At 58.6% G+C, this 21,477-nt stretch carries 14 protein-coding genes; 12 read left to right on the forward strand and 2 right to left on the reverse strand.

The annotated features are described in order from the left end of the window. Window positions 1-4: 4 nt before the first annotated feature. Entirely contained in the window at window positions 5-1,318 is a 1,314-nt protein-coding gene (locus SIB92_RS20395; protein WP_412553730.1) for a serine/threonine protein kinase, read from the reverse strand. A 553-nt stretch (window positions 1,319-1,871) separates the two neighbouring features. On the opposite strand from SIB92_RS20395, the gene SIB92_RS20400 reads away from it, so the two are divergent. From SIB92_RS20400 to SIB92_RS20445, 10 genes are all read left to right on the forward strand, one after another. Beyond that, window positions 1,872-4,574: an AsmA family protein gene (locus SIB92_RS20400; protein ID WP_412553731.1), complete on the forward strand. Its 2,703-nt coding sequence runs from the start codon at window positions 1,872-1,874 to the stop codon at window positions 4,572-4,574. Between the two features lie 3 nt (window positions 4,575-4,577). Next, a complete protein-coding gene (locus SIB92_RS20405) occupies window positions 4,578-5,066 on the forward strand; it encodes a hypothetical protein (RefSeq protein ID WP_412553732.1) in 489 nt (162 codons plus the stop codon). Window positions 5,067-5,175: 109 nt separating this feature from the next. Beyond that, complete coding sequence (locus SIB92_RS20410) at window positions 5,176-6,336, forward strand: MFS transporter (protein ID WP_412553733.1); 1,161 nt, start codon at window positions 5,176-5,178, stop codon at window positions 6,334-6,336. Continuing rightward, entirely contained in the window at window positions 6,336-7,085 is a 750-nt protein-coding gene (locus SIB92_RS20415) for a response regulator transcription factor (RefSeq protein ID WP_412553734.1), read from the forward strand. Before SIB92_RS20410 ends, SIB92_RS20415 begins: the two co-directional genes overlap by 1 nt. Window positions 7,086-7,979: 894 nt before the next feature. Then, window positions 7,980-9,119, forward strand: a complete 1,140-nt coding sequence (locus SIB92_RS20420) for a LacI family DNA-binding transcriptional regulator (RefSeq protein ID WP_412553735.1) — start codon at window positions 7,980-7,982, stop codon at window positions 9,117-9,119. 12 nt (window positions 9,120-9,131) lie between these two features. Next, on the forward strand, window positions 9,132-10,481 hold the full coding sequence (locus SIB92_RS20425) for an ABC transporter substrate-binding protein (RefSeq protein ID WP_412553736.1): 1,350 nt from the start codon (window positions 9,132-9,134) through the stop codon (window positions 10,479-10,481). A gap of 72 nt (window positions 10,482-10,553) precedes the next feature. Further along, window positions 10,554-11,789, forward strand: a complete 1,236-nt coding sequence (locus tag SIB92_RS20430; protein ID WP_412553737.1) for a carbohydrate ABC transporter permease — start codon at window positions 10,554-10,556, stop codon at window positions 11,787-11,789. Continuing rightward, window positions 11,789-12,991: a carbohydrate ABC transporter permease gene (locus SIB92_RS20435; RefSeq protein WP_412553738.1), complete on the forward strand. Its 1,203-nt coding sequence runs from the start codon at window positions 11,789-11,791 to the stop codon at window positions 12,989-12,991. Before SIB92_RS20430 ends, SIB92_RS20435 begins: the two co-directional genes overlap by 1 nt. A gap of 4 nt (window positions 12,992-12,995) precedes the next feature. After that, the gene (locus SIB92_RS20440; RefSeq protein WP_412553739.1) at window positions 12,996-14,240 is read left to right on the forward strand and encodes an MGH1-like glycoside hydrolase domain-containing protein; all 1,245 of its coding nucleotides are present in this window, start codon (window positions 12,996-12,998) and stop codon (window positions 14,238-14,240) included. After that, window positions 14,240-15,301, forward strand: coding sequence for an ABC transporter ATP-binding protein (locus SIB92_RS20445; RefSeq protein ID WP_412553740.1), 1,062 nt, complete (start codon window positions 14,240-14,242; stop codon window positions 15,299-15,301). The genes SIB92_RS20440 and SIB92_RS20445 overlap by 1 nt, the downstream gene beginning before the upstream one ends. Window positions 15,302-15,431: 130 nt before the next feature. Here the strand turns inward: SIB92_RS20445 and SIB92_RS20450 are convergent, their stop codons facing one another. After that, window positions 15,432-18,512 (reverse strand): Hint domain-containing protein, encoded by a 3,081-nt coding sequence (locus SIB92_RS20450; protein WP_412553741.1) that lies wholly within the window; start codon window positions 18,510-18,512, stop codon window positions 15,432-15,434. A gap of 294 nt (window positions 18,513-18,806) precedes the next feature. Here SIB92_RS20450 and SIB92_RS20455 point away from each other — a divergent pair, with 294 nt between their 5' ends. Together SIB92_RS20455 and SIB92_RS20460 are read left to right on the forward strand one after the other, a co-directional pair. Further along, window positions 18,807-19,292 carry a DUF2946 family protein gene (locus SIB92_RS20455; protein ID WP_412553742.1) on the forward strand — a complete coding sequence of 162 codons (486 nt, stop codon included), beginning with the start codon at window positions 18,807-18,809 and terminating at the stop codon, window positions 19,290-19,292. 2 nt (window positions 19,293-19,294) lie between these two features. Then, complete coding sequence (locus tag SIB92_RS20460; RefSeq protein WP_412553743.1) at window positions 19,295-21,463, forward strand: 4Fe-4S binding protein; 2,169 nt, start codon at window positions 19,295-19,297, stop codon at window positions 21,461-21,463. Window positions 21,464-21,477 lie beyond the last annotated feature (14 nt).

The following is a 21,477-nucleotide window of genomic DNA, read 5'->3' on the forward strand; positions in this document are numbered from 1 at the left end:
CCCTTCAGATTAGAAATAGACGGGTGTTGGGGTTGGACCGGTCACCCTTCAACCGGTCACGGAATTTGTGGAGGAGGCTCTCCCCATCCGGCTTGGCGGGCGCAGGCGCTTCCGGCCCCTCCGCGCTGGGCCGGCGCAAGAAATCGCCCTGCTGCAATAGCCGCGTTGGTGTTCTGGCACGGGCCTTGCACAGCCGATCCTGCTCCTTGAGATAGGCCTCAACGTCGTCAATCGGATCGCCAAAAATATCGACGTATTGCTTGGGCGGGGGCGGCGCCTGCCGCGCTTCTTCCAGTGCTTTGAGCGGCTTTTGCAGCGCCTTCGGCAACCCCGGTGTCAGCACCTTGTTGGTCTTGCTCACCAGCTCTTCGATCACACCAATCACCGCTGGATCAAACACCGCGAGCGGCTTGGGAATGGGCCCATCCATCACCGCCAGCCAGTCATCAGCACAGCGCAGCCGGTCTTTGGGTTCCAGGGCAAGCGCCCGATCCGTGGCCAGCTTAAGCCGGATATCAATTTCAAAATCCGTCGACTCCAGCGGCACATAGGGGTCCATCCGGCCCGCATCCACGGTTTCCAACCGCGTCTGCGCATCCGGTGGCGCCTCGCCGGTAAAGACCAAATGGCAGAGCGCTCCCAGCGAATACAAATCGCTATAGGCGCCTTGCACCCCTTCGGCGCAATAGAACTCCGGCGGCGAATAACCGTCTTTCACCGCCAACATGCGCTGGCTTTGCCCGCCCTCGGCGTCTCCCGAAGAATAAGCCGCGCCAAAGTCAATCAGCGTCACGTCACCATTGGCGCTCAGGATCAGGTTGTCCGGCGCCACATCGCGGTGCAGCACACCCCGGTCATGCAAATAGCTCAGCGCGTCCAACACCTGCCGCAGCAGCTTGTCCACCAACGTGGGCGTCAACCGCCCCGGTGCGTGGTCCACCAGCTCATGCAGGTCCACCCCTTCGACAAAATCCATCGCCGTGTAGGCCGTACCGTTCTCTGCAAACGTCTGATGTACACCGACAATGCGCGGATGGTCTAATCCGGCCAACTGATGTGCCTCGGCCTGAAACTGTTCCAAAACTGAGGCAAAAAACGGCGCGCTTTCCGGCCCGGACGGCACCACCTCTGCGCCCACACGGTGGCAAATCTGCTCGGGAAAACACTCCTTGATCACCACCACACGGTTCAGGCTGTCGCGCGCGAGGTAGGTCAGGCCAAATCCCCCTTGGCCCAAGCTGCGCGTGATCCGGTACTGCCCGCGCAAAAGCTCGGTACCCGCAGGCAGCACAGTCACGTTTTCCTCAGCGCAATCCATCTACGCAGCTTCCTCTCTATCATGCGACCAGGAGGAAATGCGGCAGCAAGTTCTCACCTTCACGGCTAAGCTGTGGAGGAAATGTGTTCCAATCGTGGCAGCAACGCGCAAGCGGTGTGGCACTCCATTCAGGTTTGACGCGAATAAGCGGCGAAGCTGAATCCTGAGATTGCGAAGGGTTTTGCGGTGTTTTGGTTGCTCGACGGGACCGGCTGTTTTGAAAGCTGGTTTATTTACAAAGTGTTACGGTGGGTTCGTGAAAGTCAGGCACGCCCCCGTCGCACCCAAAGGGCTTTAATAAAGGGTAAACAACCCAGCCCAATTCCGCAGTCTTGCTCTCCTATGGCCGTCCGCGCGTCTGGACAGGTCTTGTCGCGCTAAGCTGTTCTCAATCCACCCAAACCTGTGCAAAGGTAGAGACAGACATCTTTGACGGAGCTCCTGTTTCACACGCGCAGCCATTTCAACGCGCAACCATAAGGGCAGGGGCGCCCACCTAATTGACGGACTTCCTAAGCATCTTGCGAAAGGACAGGCTTTGAAACGCTGGATTTTGAGACTTTTCACCGGGCTGATTGTGCTCACCGTGGCGCTGGGCGTGTTGATCTGGGCCGCGCTGGCGACCCCCTTGTTCAGCGGTTTTCGCAAAGACTTTGTCGCGGATCTCTTGACCGAACAAATCGGTCAGCCCTTCCTGATTGATGGCGACGTGCGCGTTGTCCTTGCGGGCACCACCAAAGTGCACGTCTCCGGCGCCAGCATACCCAGCGAAAACATCACCGACATAAACCTGGCCCGGCTGGATCTTTTGGAGTGGGAACTGGATCTGCCCGCCTTACTCGACCGCCGTATCGATATCGACAACCTCACCATCGACGGGCTGCAAGTGAACTTGATCACCAAGGCCGACGGCACCACCAGCTGGACCAAATTTGAGCCAGAAGACGCGGTGGAAACAACAGACGTAGCCCAAACTGAGGATAGCGCCACCGCAGACGATCTGCCCGATCCCTCCATCATCACCTTCCTTAGCGACCGCACGGTGTCCTTCACCAACATCGGACTGGCCTCGATCGACGAGGAAAGCGGCTTCGAGTTCATCTTTGCGTTGGAGAAAATCCTGTTGGAGCAGCTTCAGGACGGCCAACTCGCCTCCGTCACCGGCGCGGGCACGCTCAACGGTGAAGCCTTCACATGGGACGGCAAATTCCCAGACAGCGCGCCCTTCACCAATCAACTCGAATTTGGCGACATCTCACTGAGTTACAACGGCGCCCGGCTGCCCGACAGCCCGCAAGGCTACACCGCGCGGCTCGAGCTCACCACCGGTCAAATTGGCGATGTGTTTGAAGTGCTTGGCCTCGCCCGCAGCCTCGAAGGCGTCGGGTCTCTGTCGGTAGATGTCACCAGCGCGCCGCAACTGCTGACCCTGGAAAACCTGCAAACCACGCTGGACCTGAGCAAAGGTCAAAACGTGACGGTAACCGGCGATGTCGACAACCTCTTCACCCGTGCGGGCTTTGACTTCCAGATGGACGCGCGCCTTCATCCAGAGGGACAGCCGCCCGCCGATGCCAACAGTTTGAAAGACCTCAAACTCACTGAAATCCACGCCCATGTGGTCAACACCGGCGAGCGGCTCACCTTTGAGGAACTGCTGATCCAAACCAACGCCTTTGAGCAGGGCCTCGACCGTGTTGGCCCCATTTCCATCGGCAATGTCTATCGGTCCGAACAGAAAACCCTTGGCCTGCGCGACATCACGCTTCAAGCCGGACCAGAAGACGCGCCTTACCTGACCGCCGAAGGAGACATTGGCGATGTGTTCAATCTCGCCTTGGTGGATCTGACCGGACGTCTGCAAGGGTCCGCCGAGCTGTTGCTCAAGAACCTGCCCCCCGAAGAGGTCGCCAAGTTTGGCGGTGTGGAAGCGGACTTTGTCATCAACGACAACGACGGTGAGCTCAGCTTGCGCGAACTCAAGGCCCAAACCGTCGACACCGATCTCTGGACATTAAACGCAGATGTGGTGGTCGCCAGCATCGAAGAACTCGCGGGTATGAAATTGGACCTGCAATTTGGTGTTGCGGACACCGCGCCTTTCCTAACCGCGCTGGGCCTGAAACCCGTGGGGGTGTCGACGCTCACAACCGGCTTCACCCTCGAAGGCGCAGCCAAAGAAGCCAAACTTGGCTTTGATTTTCAGGCGGACGGCACGGATCTCACCTCGGACCTCACCTTTGATCTCAGCGAAGACATCAACGTGATCCGCGGGGCGATCCTCAGCAACCGCATGCGCCTCGTGGACCTGCGCGAAGGCGGCAAAATCCTCGTGCAACTCAACAAACGCGCCAAGGCCGCCAAAGCGGCCAAAGAGGCCGAAGCCCAAGAGGCAGATGATGGCCGCCCGCCGATCCAGCCTCTGGTGCTGGAAAAGAAGAGCAACGTCTTCAGCCTCAAACGGATCCTTACCGAAACCGATCTGGCAATCACTCTGGAACTGGCGGAATTTGTCGGTGACGCGGGCACCTCCTCGATGAGCAGCGAGTTGATCGCCAAGGAGGGCCAGATTCAAGCAGGCCCCATCGAGCTCTACTACGGACCCGGCTTCTTCAAGGTCACCGCCTCCATGGACGCCATCGAAAATCCCGACCGGGCCCGCATTCAGGGCAGCACCAGCGGCTGGGACTTTGGCGAAATTCTCAAGGCCCTCGAGGTCAACATCCCCGCGCGGGGCAAACTGTCGGCCAATGTCGATGTGACCGGCAACATTACTTCCGGCAAAGCCTTCATGAACTCCATGGCAGGCAGCGCCTCGCTCAATATGCGCGACGGCGCCATCGCCACCAGCCTGTTGGAACTAGCAGGCCTTGGCATCTTCCCCTGGCTGTTTTCGCAGGAGTTTGCCGCAGGCCAAACCGAGATTGTCTGTGTAAAAGCCCCGGTTAAGATCAACGCGGGCAATGTCGCCTTCACGCGGGTGGTGGCCGAAACCCGCAGTGTGCAAATGGTCGTGCGCGGCATGGTGGATTGGGTGAAAGACGCCATTGCCGTCCGCGCTGAACCGCGTCGCGTCGGCCAACCTTTGGCGCGCAGCGCTTGGCCGTTTGAAGTCAATGGCAAGCTGACCGATCCGCAATTTAAACTGTTGGTTGGTGGCTCGCGCAGCCGTCGCGCAGATGGAGCGGACCAAATGCCCGCCAATCGCAAACCCTGCACCCCCGATATCTTCCAACTAGAACAAGCTTCGGAGTGACCCATGACCCGTCTCTGGCTTTGCCTCTCCCTCCTGCTGCCCTCAGCCACTTTGGCGCAAACCCATCCGGAGTTTGCCACCGTGGGCGATTGGACCGTGCGGACCAACCCCGCCAACGGAAACGGCTGCTACATGGAAAAGACCTTCGACAGCGGCACGCTGGTGCAAATCGGCGTTGTGCCAGACCGGCAAGGCGCTTTCTTTGCCGCCTACAACGCCGCTTTTGACGGCGTGGAAGAAGGCGCTGAAGGCAGCGTCTTGTTCGACTTTGGAGACAGCCGCTTTCAGGGCGCCGCCAAAGGCGCCTTCCACAACGGGGTGCCCGGTGGCTACGCGTTTTTTGACAATCCGGAGTTTGCCAAAGAGTTTGGCAAGCGCACTTCGGTTCTGGTGCAAGGCGGCGCCGGCGGGGAGGAGGAAATCGATCTCACCGGCAGCCTAAAAGGCCTGCGCAGTATCCAGGCCTGTCGGGATGAGTATGGTAGCGATTAATTGCGTCGCAAAATACAACCTTAGGCCTTCTTGATCCGAGCACAGCTTTAAGGATAGCGTGGCGTCCACCTGTAGGTAACCAATTGCCCTGACGTTTTAGGTGTTACTTGTGACTCGACTTACTTCCGCAGTGTTTTTTGCGGTACTGCTTCTGACTTTCGGGTACGGCGTTTCGTTCCCGCTTTTGTCCATTTTGCTAGAGCAAAGCGGCGTGGGTGCTGCCCGGATAGGTCTTAACGCTGCCATGCCTGCCCTGGGCTGGCTGTTGGTCACGCCGTTCCTGCCTCTGCTGCACCGGGTCTTCACCACCCAACAGTTGCTCTTGGCTTTTCTTATCCTCTCTCTCACGGGGCTGGCCTGTCTCGCGCTCACCACCCGCTTCGAACTCTGGCTGTTGGGTCGCTTTGCCTTTGGCGGCGGCCTGGGCGTGCTGTTCCGCGTTCTGGAATACTGGCTCAACGCCACCAGCTCCTCCGCTACCCGCGGTCGCACCATCGGGCTCTATATCTTCTTTTTTCTGCTTGGCATCGCCATGGGCAGCCTGTCGCAGCCGCAGTTTGGCACCGCTGGTCTCACGGCCTTTGCCGCTGTCGGGGTGCCGATCCTGCTCGGGGGTGCCCTGCTGGTCAGCCTCCCGCTCAATCAGCCGCCGTCCGCCACGCCCACAGCGAAGGTTCGGCTCCGCAGACCCCTTGCTGTAGCGCCTTTGGCGATGGCGGCGGTGATCTGCTACGGGCTTTTTGAGGACGTGCCGGCTTATCTGCTCTCGGTCTACACCCTGCGCGTTGGGCTTGGCGAAAACATCGCCGCCTATACGCTCACGGCCTTTGCGCTTGGCAACTTGCTGGGGGCCGTGCCTCTCGGGGTGATGTCAGATCGCTTGGGCCGCACGCCAGTTCTGATCGGCTGCGCCACGGTGGCGCTGGCGGTGGCCTTGACCCTGCCCATGGCCGCAGCCACGCCACATCCGTACCTGCTGTTGATAGCGGTTTGGGGAGCTTGCGCCGGCGCGCTCTACGCGGTGGGTCTCGCCACACTGGGCGATCATTTTAGCGGTTCTGCGCTGATTTCGGCCAATGCCCTGTTTGGTACCATCTATGCCGCTGCTGCCCTGACCGGCCCGTTAATCAACGGGGCGGCCATGCAGCTGTGGTCCCCTCACGGATTGATGCTGTCCTGCATCGGGATCTTTGCCGCCTTTTTGGGGATGGCCGCTCTGTTGGCGCGTGCGCGTCAAAACCCGACCACTGGGCAATGGGAGAACGGCTGATGCATCTCGATCTGATTGGCCAATTGGGCGAGGATTTGAAGAGCGCCAAAGACGGTGATGCGCACTGGCAGCTCTGTGTGAAGGCTTTTGAAACGCTTGGTGTTGTTGGAGTCGGCTATGGGGTGATCCCTATGGCTGCTTTGGCAGAACGGGGCAAAATGACCGAAGCCACGTTTTTCCGACACACCTACAGTCAGGAATGGGAAGACGCTGTCGGTATTGACCGCTTGCTGGACGAGGATCTCAGCACAGAGTTGTTGATCCAAGGGCATGAGGAAATGAACTGGAATGATGAACCAGACCCGGATTCCGCGACCCCGTCAAACATGCGCCTGCATCAGTTGGAAAACGATCTGGGCATGATCTGGGGCAAAACCTTGCTCCTCTCGCATCACACGCGCGATCCAATGTCCTCAGGGATTGGCCTTCATGTGAACACGGTGAAGTCTGACGCCGAATTTGATGCGTACTGGCAGGCCCATGAAAAGTCCGTGCGCGTCATTGCCGGTATGTTGAATTCGGGCATGTTGGGACCGCATAAGGACGGCGTTGTGCGGCTCTCCGGGCGGGAGAAAGACTACATCTACTGGTCTGCCTTGGGGCTGGATCGTGTACAGATTGCGGATCGCCTGTGTATCAGCGCCAACACATTGAACAAACCTATTGCCAGCGCCAAGGCTAAGCTCAAGGCACGCAACACGTCGCAAGCGGTGGCCAAAGCCGTGCTGTTGGGGCTTGTGGATCTCTGAAACTGGCAATTGTTTGCCACTTGTCCGTGACCCGTGGGATTTGCGAAAATGGTCATAGCAGAAGCAAGGAGATGTTCAGAAAATTTCGGCCGTTTTGGTTGGAAGCGCTGTGGTAGTGACGCTTCAATCTGGCTTCGACTGTTCCGGTGACATCAAGTGAGTGGTGGCGTGGTGATATTCGATGAGGCTGCATTTTGGCCCCCCCAAGGCCAAATGCATCTGGAGGTTTTCAGTTTTTGCGAAACGAGACCAGGAGCGGTTCGGCACCGAAGGCACGACAATTGATCTGTTGCACCTTCACCGTCGAGTGTTTCGCCACCTCTGGTGTCCGGATTTAGACGGTACTTTTTTATGACCAAGAACGAAGGGGCCTTTGGGCCCCTTCCTTTCGTCCTCTGCTGCCCGATTGCCGTTGCGCCGTAGGCGCGCAAAAATTTTGTGCGTTAAGAAATTCCGCACCTCCGTAAAACAGTCGCGATACCGACAAAATACCGACGTTGTTTTGCCCCCGCCAATTGCCGTCCTTACCCCATCGTAACGGTGCCGTTGCCAGAAATTCCGCCTAAATACGCAACGGGTCGTAGTGCTGTGATGAGAGGTCGGATCTTCGAACTCTATTCTGAGTTATGTCATTGAATCTAATTGTAATATTTGAGGCCCTCTCAGTTCCTCGTGCTTTGCAAGAAGCGGCTTTTGCAACAGCCTGCGCGCGGTATGTTTGAACCTTATGCAGTCCAAGACGCTATACCGGTTTTTCCACGCGGTCTTTCCCACCGACGTCCTCAAAACCAACTGCGCCAAAATTTTAGGCATCCACCAAATACAACCGCTGTCCAAGCCAGCACCGGATAGAAAACATTTGCCGAAACCGGTTTCGGAGCAAATCGTGAATGTATGAACGCGATTCGAAACCTCACGAAACAGTCCGACGGCACCGGGTCATCCCCGCGTCGGGGCAGGGTCACCATCAATGACCTTGCAGAGCGCCTTGGCATGTCCAAGAGCACCGTTTCGCGCGCGCTCAACGGCTATCCAGACATCTCCGAAGCTACCCGCCTGCGCGTGTCCAATATGGCGAAAAAGATTGGTTATCAACCGCTTAGCCATGCTCAGGCGATCCGCACGGGACGGGTTCGGGCCCTGGCTTTGGTGCTGCAAACCGATGAGCCGGATCGCCACAACCCGTTTTTGCAAGACTTCCTCATGGGCGCCTGCGAAACCGCCAGCGCCCATGGCTGGACTGTCACCATTGCCACGGCAACCTCGGACGCCGATACGCTGACGGTGTTGGACCGCCTGATCGATGAGCACAAGGCGGATGGTTTTATCTTGCCGCGCACCGAAGTACAGGACGCGCGGGTTGACCTATTACGTTCTAAATCAGTGCCTTACATCATGTACGGCCGCACCAGTCACGGCGTGCCGCCTGCCCAGCAAGAAGGCTCTTGGGTCGATATTCTCGGGGAAGCCGCCATGTGCAGCGCCGTCACTCGATTGGCCGGCCTCGGTCACGAACGCATTGCCTATGTCGGCAGCACATCCAACTTTAATTACAGCCACTTACGCCGCGATGGCTTCAAAGCTGGCCTTTCCGCTGCAGGTTTGGACCATGACCCTGACCTGATCAAATCCGGCGCCCGCACCCGCGAAGAGGGCGCCGCTCAAGCCCGACAGCTCCTGCTGCATCCCGAGCCGCCCACAGGCATCGTCTTTGCCACCGACATGGCCGCCTTGGGCGCCTACAGCGCGGTCGCTGACCTGGGTCTAGAGGTGGGGCGCGACGTATCCATCATCGGCTATGACGGCGTACCTGAGGCCGAATACGCCCGTCCTGGTCTGACCACCTACTGGGTCGACACGCAACGCGCCGGTGGTCGCCTTGCGGAATTACTCATTCGACAAATACGGGGGGAGGCGGCCGAAACTTTGCGCGAAGTTTCGGAAGCCAAGCTCATCGAACGTCAGTCCGATGGTCCCCCGGCGCAGACCTCTGCGCAACTCGCGCTCAAAATCAAGAACCGTGATCCGATATAGGGGAGGACTATCATGTCACGTCACATCTCAACGAAACTACTGATGAGCACCGCGCTCACTGTTTGCCTGGCAGCAGCCGCGCAGGCGGACACCATCCGCTTCTGGACAACCGAGGAACAGCCAGAACGCCTTGCAAAACAACAAGAAATGGCGGAGCAGTTCAAAGCGTCCAACGGCGTTACTGTTGAAGTCATTCCGGTCAGCGAAAGCGATCTCGGCACCCGTGCCACCGCGGCCTTTGCAGCCGGCGATTTGCCAGACGTGATCTACCACACGCTGCAATACGCACTGCCTTGGGCGGAAGCGGGCATTTTGGACACAGAAGCTGCGACAGAAATTGTTCAGGAACTGGGTGAAAAGACCTTTGCACCAGGTGCCGTGGCTATGGCGGATTTCAACGGCGAAACCGCATCCGTTCCGGTGGATGGATGGACCCAGATGGTGGTCTATCGCAAGGACCTGTTTGAAGCCAATGAGCTCGAAGCGCCGAACAGTTTTGACAACGTATTGGCTGCATTGGAAAAATTGCACAATCCGCCAGAGATGTACGGCTTCGTTGCTGCAACCAAGGTGGATGAAAACTTCATGAGCCAGGTGCTGGAGCACGTGTTCCTGGCGAACGGCGTGAGCCCGGTTGGTCCCGATGGGTTCCAGCCATTGGATGAGGCAGCCACCACCGAAGTTCTCAACTTCTACAAGGCCATCTCCAAAGCCTCACCTCCCGGCGAGCTGTATTGGAAACAGTCGCGCGAGCTGTACTTCGCAGGCCAAGCGGCCATGATCATCTGGTCGCCGTTTATTCTCGACGAACTGGCCGGCCTGCGCGACAGCGCTCCGCCCACCATCAACGACGATCCAACCTCTGGCGAGCTGGCGTCTTTGACAGGCATCGTGACCAACTTCTCCGGCCCATCTAATCCAGACGGCGCGGCATGGGGCGACGTTCGCTACTTCGGCATTACATCGGATGCTGACACCGATGCGGCCATGGATTTTGTGAAGTTCGCGATGGATGACGGCTACACGCAAACTTTGTCGATTGCACCAGAGGGCAAGTTCCCTGTCCGTCGCGGCACCTTGGAAAACGCCTCGGCCTTCTCCGACGCCTGGTCCAAATTGCCGGTTGGTGTAGATCGTAAAGCGCCCTTGGGCGACCTCTATGAGCAAGCGATGATTGATGAAATTGTCGGCGGTCTGGACGTTGCAAAACGCTGGGGCGTGACCGAGGGTCAGCTGTCTCTGGCGTCCAAAATGATCAACAGCCAAGCCATCAACCGGGTGGTGCGCCAATATATCGATGACGAAATTGACGCCGCCGCTGCCGTTGCTGCGATGAACGACGAACTGTCGAAAATTCAGTAACTTGGTTTGACCGTTGCGGCCTGCCTATCGTGCGGGTGGGCCGCAATGAACACCACGTCTTAGAGGTTTCTCATGTCTACGGCTCACCCGCCGACCGGCACGGGAGCACTGGCCAAACGCGAGGCGCGTTTGGCTTGGGGGCTCCTTGCGCCGACTGTGATCAGTGTCGCACTGGTCGTGGTTCTGCCATTGCTTGCGGTCATCTGGATCAGTTTCAAACCGTTCACCTTGTCGGACATGCGCCCGCCGGCACCAATCGTGCGCGAAAGCTTGCGTGGATCCGGGGATGATTTCCGCATCGAATACCGCATTCGCAATTCCTCTCAGGATGAGGCCATCAGTGGGGTCACGCTTGCAGATCGCATTCCGGACATGGTTACGTTGCGCGAAGCTGTTCCGGCGCCCTGTGTTCTGACCGGTCGCGATTTGTTTTGCGATTTTGGTGACATGGAAGCCGGTGCGCGAGAACGTTTGCGTCTGCCAGTGGACATTTCGGGCGATCCTGACGCGGCGGAGGCCGCGGTGGAAGACAGCGAGCCAGACGTCACCGGCGGCGGGAAGTCTGTCCTCACAAATGGTGGCTTGAGCCTGAAGAACTACGCGCAACTGTTTGACGGCGGAGAGTTCTGGACCGTCCTGTGGGTGACGTTGTTTTATACGGTGTTTGGCACAATTGGCGCGTTGCTGATGGGGTTGTTTGCGGCGCTGTTGCTGAACAAATCCTTCCGCGGCCAAGGCTTCATTCGCGGATTGTACCTCTTTCCCTATGTGGCTCCGGTCATTGCGGTCGCTTTCACGTGGGTGACGCTTTTCGATCCTTTCTCCGGGTCTGCCAATGCATTGCTTTTGCAAATGGGGGTGACCAACGAGGCCATAAACTTCTTTGGCGAGCGGCCTTTGGCGCTCATTATGGTCACGGTCTTTGAGATCTGGCGCTATTTCCCGCTCTCATTCCTTTTCATCCTAGCGCGCATGCAGTCGATTGACAGTTCGATGTATGAAGCCGCGGACATGGACGGTGCGTCGCCGTTTCAGAAATTCTGGCTACTCAGTCTGCCACAGCTCTTGGGCATCCTGTCAGTTCTTTTCTTGCTGCGCTTCATTTGGACGTTCAACAAGTTTGACGACATCTTCCTGCTGACCGGCGGCAACGCAGGTACGCGGACCCTAACCGTGAACGTCTATGAACAGGCCTTTGCCATTTCCAACATCGGTGCTGGCGCCGCGGTGGCCGTGGTGATCCTTCTGTGTCTGCTGTCTTTCTCCTTTGTCTTCTTCAAATTCATCAGCCGCGAGGAGGGCCTGTGATGCGCAATGGTTTTGTCATTGGCCCAGTCTTGGGCGCGCTGTGGATGATTGTGATGGCGACCACCATCGCCGTGGCCATGAGCTTCGCGACTGGGTCTGCATTTAGACCACAAATCCTTTGGTGTTTGATTTGGGGGGCGGCCGCAGGTGTTGCTTATGTTCGTTTGCCCAAGGTTGGTCCGCAAGTCGGTGTGACAGCAGTGGTCGCAGCGCTGTGCCTCTTGCCGATTGGTGTAATGCGGATTGGCGAGGGCGTATCAGGATCGGCACAGGTTGTTGCCCTGTTGTTGCTCGGTTGTGGCGTGCACTTCGGTCTGGCCAAGATCTTGAAAGAGCTGCCTTTTGGCGCGCTCACCCGGCATGAATACGAAGAGGCGATTATTCGGTTCCTCACCGGTTTCGGTTACATTTTCTTCACCGCCATTGTGGTGATCCCGTTCTACGTCATGGTGATGACCAGCCTGAAATCGCAGCAGGCGCTGCTGCAAAACCCGCTCGATTTCTCGATTGAGATCAGCAAGGGCTTTGGGTTGTTCCGCAGCTATGTGGAACTGTTCCGCGACTTCAATTTTGGCACCTATATGTGGACATCGTTCTTCGTGTCTGTGCTGACAGTGTTCATCACCTTGGCCTTTAGCGTGCCTGGGGCCTATGCCGTAGCGCGGTTCCGTTTCAAAGGACAAAAGGCGTTTTCGCGTTCTATCCTGTTGATTTACATGGTGCCGATGATCGTCTTGGCGCTTCCGATCTACATTGCGTTTTCGATGACCGGCCTGCGCAACTCGATCCTTGGTATCGTGCTGATCTATCCGGTCACGACCATTCCGGTAGCGCTCTACATGTTGCAGGGCTACTTCCGTGGGTTGCCAACCGAGGTCGAAGAAGCCGGGCTTATGGACGGGTTGTCGCGGCTGGCTGTGATTTGGAAAATCACCTTGCCGCTGAGCCTCCCGGCGTTGGCCTCTGTGTCGCTCTACGTCTTTATGATCGCCTGGAACGAATTTCTGCTCGCGTTCATGCTGCTCGATGACCCTTCCAAGTTCACGCTCACCCGTGGGGTGGCGATGCTCAACTCTTCCGAAATTCCAAGACAACACCTGATGGCGGGCGCGGTGATCGCAACGGTGCCGATTATGGTGCTGTTCCTTGGACTTGAACGTTTCATGACCAAAGGCCTCACCGCAGGCTCAGTCAAAGGATAAGAAAATGACATCTTCTCAGGATATTAGTGCCGAAGCGAAACAGGTCCTGATCACCAATGATCGTGGCGGATACACGGTGCCGACGGCTGGGTTGTATCCGTATCAGTGGAACTGGGACAGCGCCGTGGCCGCACTTGGTTTTGCGCAGTTTGATGTGGACCGCGCGTGGGTAGAGATCGAGACCTTGTTCCAAGGTCAATGGGATGACGGCATGGTGCCACACATCTTGTTCCACAAGAGTGATCCGGGGTATTTCCCAGGACCGGACGTTTGGGGCTGCGAGGGCCCAATTCCGTCGTCCGGGATCATTCAGCCGCCAATTGCCGCCACTATGGCGCGCCTGATCTGGGCACAGGATGAAGAAGCGGGACGCGCGCGTATTGAGACGCTCTATCCGAAGATGCTGAAATGGCACAGCTGGATCATGCGCTGGCGGTTGCACCGAGGCGCGGTCTGTACCACCCACCCGTGGGAAACGGGGCGGGACAATGCACCCGATTGGGACAACACCATGCAGCGCATGGATGCCTCGGATGTGGGCGAATACACCCGGCGTGACACACAACATGTGGACAGCGCCGACCGTCCAACAAAATTTGACTACGACCGCTACATCAAATTGGTGCAGATTGGCCGTCGGTTGAAGTGGGATCAGGCCGCGATGCTGGCCGAGAGCCCCTTCCGTGTTGCTGATCCTACCATGACTTTCACGACGTTGCGTGCCGCCCGCGATCTGCGCGCGGTGGGGCAATCTTTGGGCGCGGATACTGCAACACTTGAGGCGGACATTAAGCGGCTGGAAGCAGGCGCGGCAACCCTGTGGAACCCGGCGCTGGGCAGCTATGACAGCCGCGATGTGTTGAGTGGCGAATGGGCCGGATGTGTGTCCAATGCGTCCTATTTGTGTTGGTTCGCGGGGGTCGAAAACAAGGACATGTTGGCGCGGTTGCGGGCTGTGATGGAGCGGGTGACCTACCCGGTGCCGAGCAATGATCCGGAGGCGGACACTTTTGATGCACGGCGCTACTGGCGTGGTCCGACATGGGCGATTGTGAACATGCTGATTGGCATGGGGCTCGCAGATATGGGGCACGAAGATGAGGCCAAAACACTGGCCAAAAAGACCGGCGATTTGATCGAGGAACACGGATTTGCTGAATATTTTGATCCATTTACCGGCAGCGCGGCAGGCGGGGGGACCTTCACCTGGACCGCGGCTGTGTGGCTTGCGTGGGCGGGAGGAAACTGATGGGCGCGATATCACTCAAAGCGGTTGAGAAGTGGTTTGGATCCGCGCAGGTCATCAAAGGTGTGGACCTTGATATTCAGGACGGCGAGTTTGTTGTTTTTGTGGGGCCGTCCGGCTGTGGCAAGTCGACTTTGCTGCGCATGATTGGCGGGTTGGAAGACATATCTCGCGGGGCGATTGAGATCGATGGCAACGACGTCACCGACCATCCGCCAAGCAAACGTGGGTTGACGATGGTGTTTCAATCCTACGCGCTGTATCCGCATTTGACAGTGGCGGAGAATATGGGTTTTTCCCTGAAAGTAGCAGGGGTTAAGAAAGACGAGATCGACCGGCAGGTGGCGCAGGCGGCGGAGGTTTTGAAACTCACCGAGTATCTGGATCGGCGGCCGAAGGACCTGTCCGGGGGGCAGCGGCAGCGGGTGGCGATTGGACGCTCGATTGTGCGCGATCCGACGGCGTTTTTGTTTGATGAACCGCTGTCCAATCTGGACGCCGCGCTGCGGGTTGAGACGCGTTATGAGATTGCCAAGCTGCATCAGGATCTGAAGCGCACGATGATCTATGTGACGCATGATCAGGTCGAGGCGATGACTCTGGCGGATCGGATTGTGGTGCTGGAATTTGGCACCATTGCGCAGGTGGGAACGCCGCGGCAACTCTATGAAAAACCAGCGAATCTATTTGTGGCGCAGTTCATTGGCAGTCCGAAGATGAACATCTTGGACTGCGCGGCGAACGCGGGAGATGCGCAGTATCAATTAAGCGTTGGGGGCAATGGAGCCTTTGGGCTCAATGGGGTTGCCAGCAAGGTTGGGGTGCGGCCGGAACACATTCGGACTTGCGCGGTTGGCGCGGGGCAATGTGACGGAAAAATCGAGGTTATTGAGTACCTTGGCGCGGATACCTTCCTGATTGTTGATGTTGGTCAGGACGACAAGGTTGTGGTGCGTGTGGACGGGGATCAGGAGGCCTTCACCGAAGGTGATGCCGTGGGATTGGCTTTCCCCGAAGAGCGCACACATTTCTTTGACAAAGACGGGCTGCGGCTTGGGGGGTAACGGGTAACCTTTGGCGATTTTGCACGCCGGTATTCTGTCGGTATTGCGACTGTTTCGCGGAGGTGCGAGTTTTTGTTAACTGATGTCTTAACAAGGCCCGTAGCGGGGAGTGCTGCGGGCCTTGTGGGTGTCAGGCAAAGGCGCGTTTTGGCTCAAACAGCGCGGCGGTGTCACGCGACAGGTCGCGGCGTTTGAGGAACCTTCGGGCGGTGGGGCCATAGGTGGCCGCGCCTGTGCCGGTCAGAAGCGCCGGGAAGAGATGGGCTATCTCGCGCTGCTCTGCCGTGCCAAGGGCGCCCATCGCCATGGGGCCGGGGTAGAAGCTTTCCGATGGGGCGCCGTCGGCAATGATGACCTCGTGGCGCTCAAACATCAGGTGATAGTAAGTCACCTCACGCACGCCCTGCGCAATGCGGAAACCGGGGCCGCCGTTGCGGGCCAAGTGAATGGCGCGGGCCAACTGCGGTGTGTCGCCGTCTTGCGTGGTCATCATGCCGTGCTGTGGCGAGACCAGCATGTCGCGGGTGTTGCCAAGCGCCCCCTCGCGGATGAACACGGGCCGCAGTTTCGGGAAGGCTCGCAGGTCCGCTTGTGTCAGATGGCGTTTGCCAATCCACACAATGGGCTGCGGGCCATGATCCAACGTCTGCACCTTGTCGCCCACGCGCAGATGCTCGATCGGCACCGTGCCATTGGGCGTGGTGATCATCGCACCTGTGGAGAAGCAAGGGATGCCCATGGCGTTGAGCATGGGTTTGTCGAGGATCTCGTGATCGATCCCCATGAGACGCACACCTTCGCCGTTGGGGAAGCTGAGCACCGCGTTGCCGTAGCCATCATCGCTGACCACAACGTCGTTGACGGTGACCGGCTGGCCATCTGCGTTGTGCAGCTCGGACACGTCGAGTTGGTCGAACTCTTCGCCGCCGATCCGGAAGTCGGCAATTTTGTCAAAGCCACCGTCATCTTCGAGCACAAAGGTGTCATTGTCGTCGCCGCCGGCGAGGTAGTCGTTGCCAGCGCCACCAACCAGGGTGTCGGAGCCTTCTTTGCCGATTAGGTTATCGGCGTCCGCGCCGCCGAGCATCAGGTCATCGCCTGTGCCCCCTAGCAGATTGTCCTGTCCGGCTCCGCCAATCAGCGTGTCGTTGCCAGCCCCGCCTTCCAGGGTGTCGTTGCCTTCGCCGCCGGTGACGCTGTCGTTGCCTGCGCCCGCGTCAACGGAATCGTCCCCGCTGGAGCCGATGACCGTGTCGTCCCCGTCTCCGGTGACAAAGGTGGCGCCGTCGCTGGCGGCGGAGGCGTCGATGTGGTCGGCGTTGTCGGTGGTGTGGATTTCCTCGACACTGCTGAAGGAGCCGCTGACCCCGCCGGTTTCAAAGGTACCCGCGGAGTCGCCAGTGTAGGTTACCGTGGCGCCGGTGGCATAGTCCCCCGCGTCGATGGAGAGGGTGTCGTGCATGGCGCCGCCGTCGATGGTCACTGTATTGGCAGAGGCCTCCTCTTTGGGGGCGTCTTCGCCAGGCATCACGGCTGGTTCCAGCTCGCCCTCTGGCGCGTCATCTTCTGGCGGCGGGTCATAAACGTCGATCTCGCCAATCTCGGCAATCGCGGGTTTGACTTCGCCAAATCCGCCGAGGTCCAGGACGGCAGGTTCCAAGACATCGCCATTGTCTGCGTCGGCTGTGGCGTAGACATTGAACAGATCGTTGCCGTCCCCGCCGTGCAACTCGTCGTTGCCGGAGCCGCCGGTGATGGTGTCGTCGCCCTCGTCGCCGTAGATGGTGTCATCACCGGTGCCACCGTCCAAAAAGTCATTGCCTTCCTCGCCAACAAGCTCGTCGTTGCCTGCGCCACCGTCGATGCTGTCATCGCCGGTGCCCGCCCAGACCTCGTCATCGCCGCTGCTGCCAAAGAAGGTGTCGTTGCCACTGCGCAAGGAGGCGAGCTCTCCACCGGTTGATGCGCTGGCGTCGATGTAATCATCGTTGGAGGTGGTGTTGAGCATTTCCACATTGGCAAAATCGCCCGAGGCTTTCTCCAAGGTGTAGGAGCCCGCGTTGTCACCAGTATAGGTGACGTTTACGCCGGCGTTCGAGGCGTCCGCGGTGAAGTAGATTTCATCCCACCAGCCTTCGCCGTCGACATTTGTGACGTCGTCGGATGTGTCGATATAGAAGTTGTCGTTGCCGCTGCCGCCGGACAGCTCATCATTGCCACTGCCGCCATAGATGTTGTCGCTGCCGTCGCCGCCATCGATGGTGTCGTTGCCGTCGCCCCCGTAGATGTAGCTGTCGCCGCTGCCGCCAATGATGGAATCGTCGCCGCCAAAGCCTTCGAGCGTCTGGAAGGTGGTCACGTTGGTGGCGTCGATGGTGTCGCCAAAGCTGGTGCCGGCGATGTGTTCAATGCCGTCAAAGCTGCCGGAGCCATCGGTGCCTTGGAAATCATAGGTGCCGGATTTGTCGCCGGTGAAGGTGACGTTCACACCGTCTGTGGAGGTGGAGTTGGAGAAGCCCACCAGATCCCAGCCGCTGGCGTCGTCGCCGCCGTCGATGACCGCGTTGTGCTGACTGTCGGTCACCCACACCTGATCGGAGCCGTCGCCGCCGATGAACGTGTCGTCGCCGCCCGCGCCATACATGGTGTCATCGCCGGTCCCGCCGACGATCTGGTCGTTGCCGCCGCCGCCGATGATGACGTCATTGCCTGCGCCGCCGTCGAGGGCGTTGTTGCCGGACCCGGTGGTCCAGAGGCCAATCTGGTCATTGCCTTCGCCGCCAGAGATGGTGTCGTTGCCATCGCCAAAGACAATGGTGTCGTCACCACCGCCCGCGGTGATATTGTCGTCACCGGTCCCGCTGTAAATATCGAGGTCGGTGTCGTGGATCACGTCCGCGTCGTCGGTGCCGGTGATGGTGTCGCTGGCACGGGTGCCGTCAATGTCTTCGGTGAAGCTGGCAATATAGCCGAGGCTGTCACCCGGATTGAAGTTTGTATCGTCGGGTACAAAATAGGCCTGGCCGTCTTGCACATAGAAACTGCCACTGACTGTTCCCTGTTCTGGGAAAGTCACGGACCCTGTGCCAACGGGCATGTCATGTTGTGTGAAGACAGCGTTGCCACCCAGGCTGCTGTCGATCTGATCCTCTGTGCCCAGTCCGTCTGCGCCCACGTCGAGACTAACCAAATACCCCGTTAAAGTTGTCATTCCACTCACTCCTTAGTGGTTATGGTGGTAGGGACGGCGTCTTAACGAGGTCCTAAAATGCACTTTTTACGGGAGTTTCATGACTGTGAAATTTGCCTCGGATTGGAGCGGTATTTTGTTTGAATGCAGTGGGTTAGGGTTAAGTTTTGGTGAGCGTCCGCGGGCGGGGCGGCTAAGTGGTTCCGCTGGGGTGCGTTTTTGTCGGAAAGGAGGGGGGCGCTTGATAACAGTCAAGTGGTCGATGGGTAAGGACGGCTACCAAGGGCGCAAGCAAATAGTTCTTGAGAGCGCCCAATGTCCTTTGATTCGCCCCTATGTGCGTGCCTGCGCCGGTCTTTGACCGGGCTGTTGGCCGTTGTGGCGTTGGTGGCGCAGATGATGGCCCCGCCGATGGCACATGCGAATGTGGGCGGTGATCTTGGAAGCGACTGGATTGAGATTTGTGCTGATGCAGGACCTGTTCTGGTCCGACTGCGCGATGATGGCAGCGTCGAGAAACGCGCGCCGACATCTCCGGCGCCCGGCAGTTGCCCCAAATGTCTGACCTGTGTGACCTGCGCCGGTGTCGCGGGAATTGACCCCGGTGAGGTTGCGTTGGATGGCGCGGGTGTTTTTGCGGTGTCGGTGAGAAACGACATGGCGGGGGCGATTGTGTTTGTCAGCAAGGCTTGGCAGCGCCCGATGACCCGAGGGCCGCCGTGTGGGCCCCAGTATCAAAATGAAATGGCCCGCGCGGGCCATGTGATGACAGCAAACCCGACAGAAGGAGGTGCGCTGTGATCATGAAGCGCGCATTTTTGACCTGGGTGTCTGCAGTGATCTGTGCCTTTGGGCTCATGATGGCAGATGTAGCCAAAGCCGACAGCCTGGCGTCTTTCCTGACAGATTTAGACCCTGCCGAATTGGCAGACGGTGCCGACGCGTTTGGCCCGGTGCGCGAGGACGTGAAAGTCGCGCCTGTGCTCAAGGGCGGCGAGACCGTGGCCTGGGCGTTTTTGACCTCTGATTTTGTCGGCACGACCGGCTATTCGGGCAAGCCGATCCATGTGGTCGCGGCGATTGACGATGATGCGGTGCTGACCGGTGTGAAGCTGGTGGCGCACAGCGAGCCGATTGTGCTTATCGGCATCCCCAACAGCAAGATGGTTGCCTTGACCGAAGGTTATGCCGGGCTGGACCTCAAAGTAGAGGCAGAAACTGGCGGCGAGGGACATGATCTGGACATCATCTCCGGCGCGACTGTGACGATCATGGTGATCGACGACAGCCTTGTGCGCGGCGGCATCAAAGTGGCGCGGGCCTTGGGCCTTGGCGGCTTGTCAGTTTTGGAAACCGGACCCAAACGTGAGTTGGATATGGCCAACGAGGCGGTTCAAGACTGGACCACTATGGCCGGTGACGGCTCTGTGCGGCGCATGACGTTGGACGTTGGGCAGGTGAACCAAGCCTTTGCCGAGATGGATGATGAGCGCGCCGCCAAACGCCCAGAAAAGGGCGAACCCGGTGACACCTTCATCGACATGCACATGGCGCTGGTCTCGGTGCCGTCGATTGGGCGCAGCCTGCTGGGCGATCATGAATATGAGAACCTTGTGGAGTGGCTCGACGAAGGTGAGCACGCCATTCTGGTGCTGGGGCGCGGTAAGTATAGCTTCAAAGGCTCCGGCTACGTGCGCGGTGGTATCTTTGACCGTATCCAACTGATCCAAGGCGATAATTCGGTGCGCTTCTTTGACAAGCAACACCGCCGCCTGCGGGCGTTGGCCACGGATGACAGTCCAAGCTTTGTCGAGCTGGAGCTGTTCAAAATACCGGCGGAAGCGGAGTTTGATCCGGCGCAACCGTTCCGTCTGCAACTTCTGGTGCAGCGCAGCGTTGGTGCCTTGGATCGCGTGTTCCTGACCTGGGACCTTGGCTACCGTTTGCCAGATCAATACCTGCTGCCGTTGCCTGTGGCACCGGTCGTGGACAGCGCGGCGGACGAAGCGGCCGCAAAGGCGGCGCTGTGGCAGCGTATCTGGAAAGACAAAACCACCGAGATTGCCATCCTTGGCGTGATGCTTCTGGTGCTGACCGCTGTGTTCTTCTTCCAGTTTCAGGCGACATGGAAAGCGCGCCGGTTCTACTGGTTCCGCATTGGCTATCTGACCTTCACCCTGTTCTTTGTGGGCTGGTACGCCAACGCGCAGCTGTCGGTGGTGAACATCATGGCGCTGGTGAACTCCATGCGCTCCGGTTTCACCTGGGATGCCTTCCTGATGGATCCGCTGGTGTTCATCCAATGGTTTGCCATTGCTGCGGCGCTGTTGTTCTGGGGGCGGGGAGCCTACTGTGGCTGGCTGTGCCCGTTTGGTGCGCTGCAAGAGCTGACCAACCAGATTGCGCGCTACTTCAAAGTGCCGCAATGGACCCTGCCGTGGGGGCTGCATGAGCGCCTGTGGCCGATCAAATACATGATCTTCCTTGGACTGTTTGGCGTGTCGCTGGCGTCTTTGGAAACTGCGGAGCAACTGGCCGAAGTCGAGCCGTTCAAAACCGCGATCATTCTGAAATTTGTACGTGACTGGCCGTTTGTTGTGTTTGCCGGATCGCTGTTGGTGGCGGGGCTGTTCATTGAACGCTTCTATTGCCGCTATCTGTGCCCACTGGGTGGGGCGCTCGCGATCCCTGCGCGTATGCGCATGTTTGACTGGCTGCGTCGCTACAAAGAGTGCGGTAGCCCGTGCCAGACCTGTGCCAACGAATGCCCGGTACAGGCCATTCACCCAACCGGGGAAATCAACCCGAACGAATGCGTGAACTGCCTGCATTGTCAGGTGCTCTATCAGAGCGAAACCAAATGTCCTGTTGTGATCCGCCAGCTTAAGCGGCGGGAGAAAACGGGCTCGGCTGAGATCAAGATTCCAAAGAAATCTGCTCCAGCCAACCATCCAAATGCAAAGACTGCATAGACCTTTAAGGAGGG

The sequence above is a fragment of the Shimia sp. MIT1388 genome (assembly GCF_047124445.1).
In the GTDB taxonomy this organism is placed as follows: domain Bacteria; phylum Pseudomonadota; class Alphaproteobacteria; order Rhodobacterales; family Rhodobacteraceae; genus Shimia.

Coding starts and splice junctions, on each gene's coding strand:
- SIB92_RS20420 (WP_412553735.1), top strand. CDS start 7,980: ATGAACGCGATTCGAAACCTCACGAAACAGTCCGACGGCACCGGGTCA.
- SIB92_RS20430 (WP_412553737.1), top strand. CDS start 10,554: ATGTCTACGGCTCACCCGCCGACCGGCACGGGAGCACTGGCCAAACGC.
- SIB92_RS20460 (WP_412553743.1), top strand. CDS start 19,295: ATGAAGCGCGCATTTTTGACCTGGGTGTCTGCAGTGATCTGTGCCTTT.
- SIB92_RS20415 (WP_412553734.1), top strand. CDS start 6,336: ATGCATCTCGATCTGATTGGCCAATTGGGCGAGGATTTGAAGAGCGCC.
- SIB92_RS20395 (WP_412553730.1), bottom strand. CDS start 1,318: ATGGATTGCGCTGAGGAAAACGTGACTGTGCTGCCTGCGGGTACCGAG.
- SIB92_RS20455 (WP_412553742.1), top strand. CDS start 18,807: ATGTCCTTTGATTCGCCCCTATGTGCGTGCCTGCGCCGGTCTTTGACC.
- SIB92_RS20445 (WP_412553740.1), top strand. CDS start 14,240: ATGGGCGCGATATCACTCAAAGCGGTTGAGAAGTGGTTTGGATCCGCG.
- SIB92_RS20435 (WP_412553738.1), top strand. CDS start 11,789: ATGCGCAATGGTTTTGTCATTGGCCCAGTCTTGGGCGCGCTGTGGATG.
- SIB92_RS20425 (WP_412553736.1), top strand. CDS start 9,132: ATGTCACGTCACATCTCAACGAAACTACTGATGAGCACCGCGCTCACT.
- SIB92_RS20405 (WP_412553732.1), top strand. CDS start 4,578: ATGACCCGTCTCTGGCTTTGCCTCTCCCTCCTGCTGCCCTCAGCCACT.
- SIB92_RS20450 (WP_412553741.1), bottom strand. CDS start 18,512: ATGACAACTTTAACGGGGTATTTGGTTAGTCTCGACGTGGGCGCAGAC.
- SIB92_RS20440 (WP_412553739.1), top strand. CDS start 12,996: ATGACATCTTCTCAGGATATTAGTGCCGAAGCGAAACAGGTCCTGATC.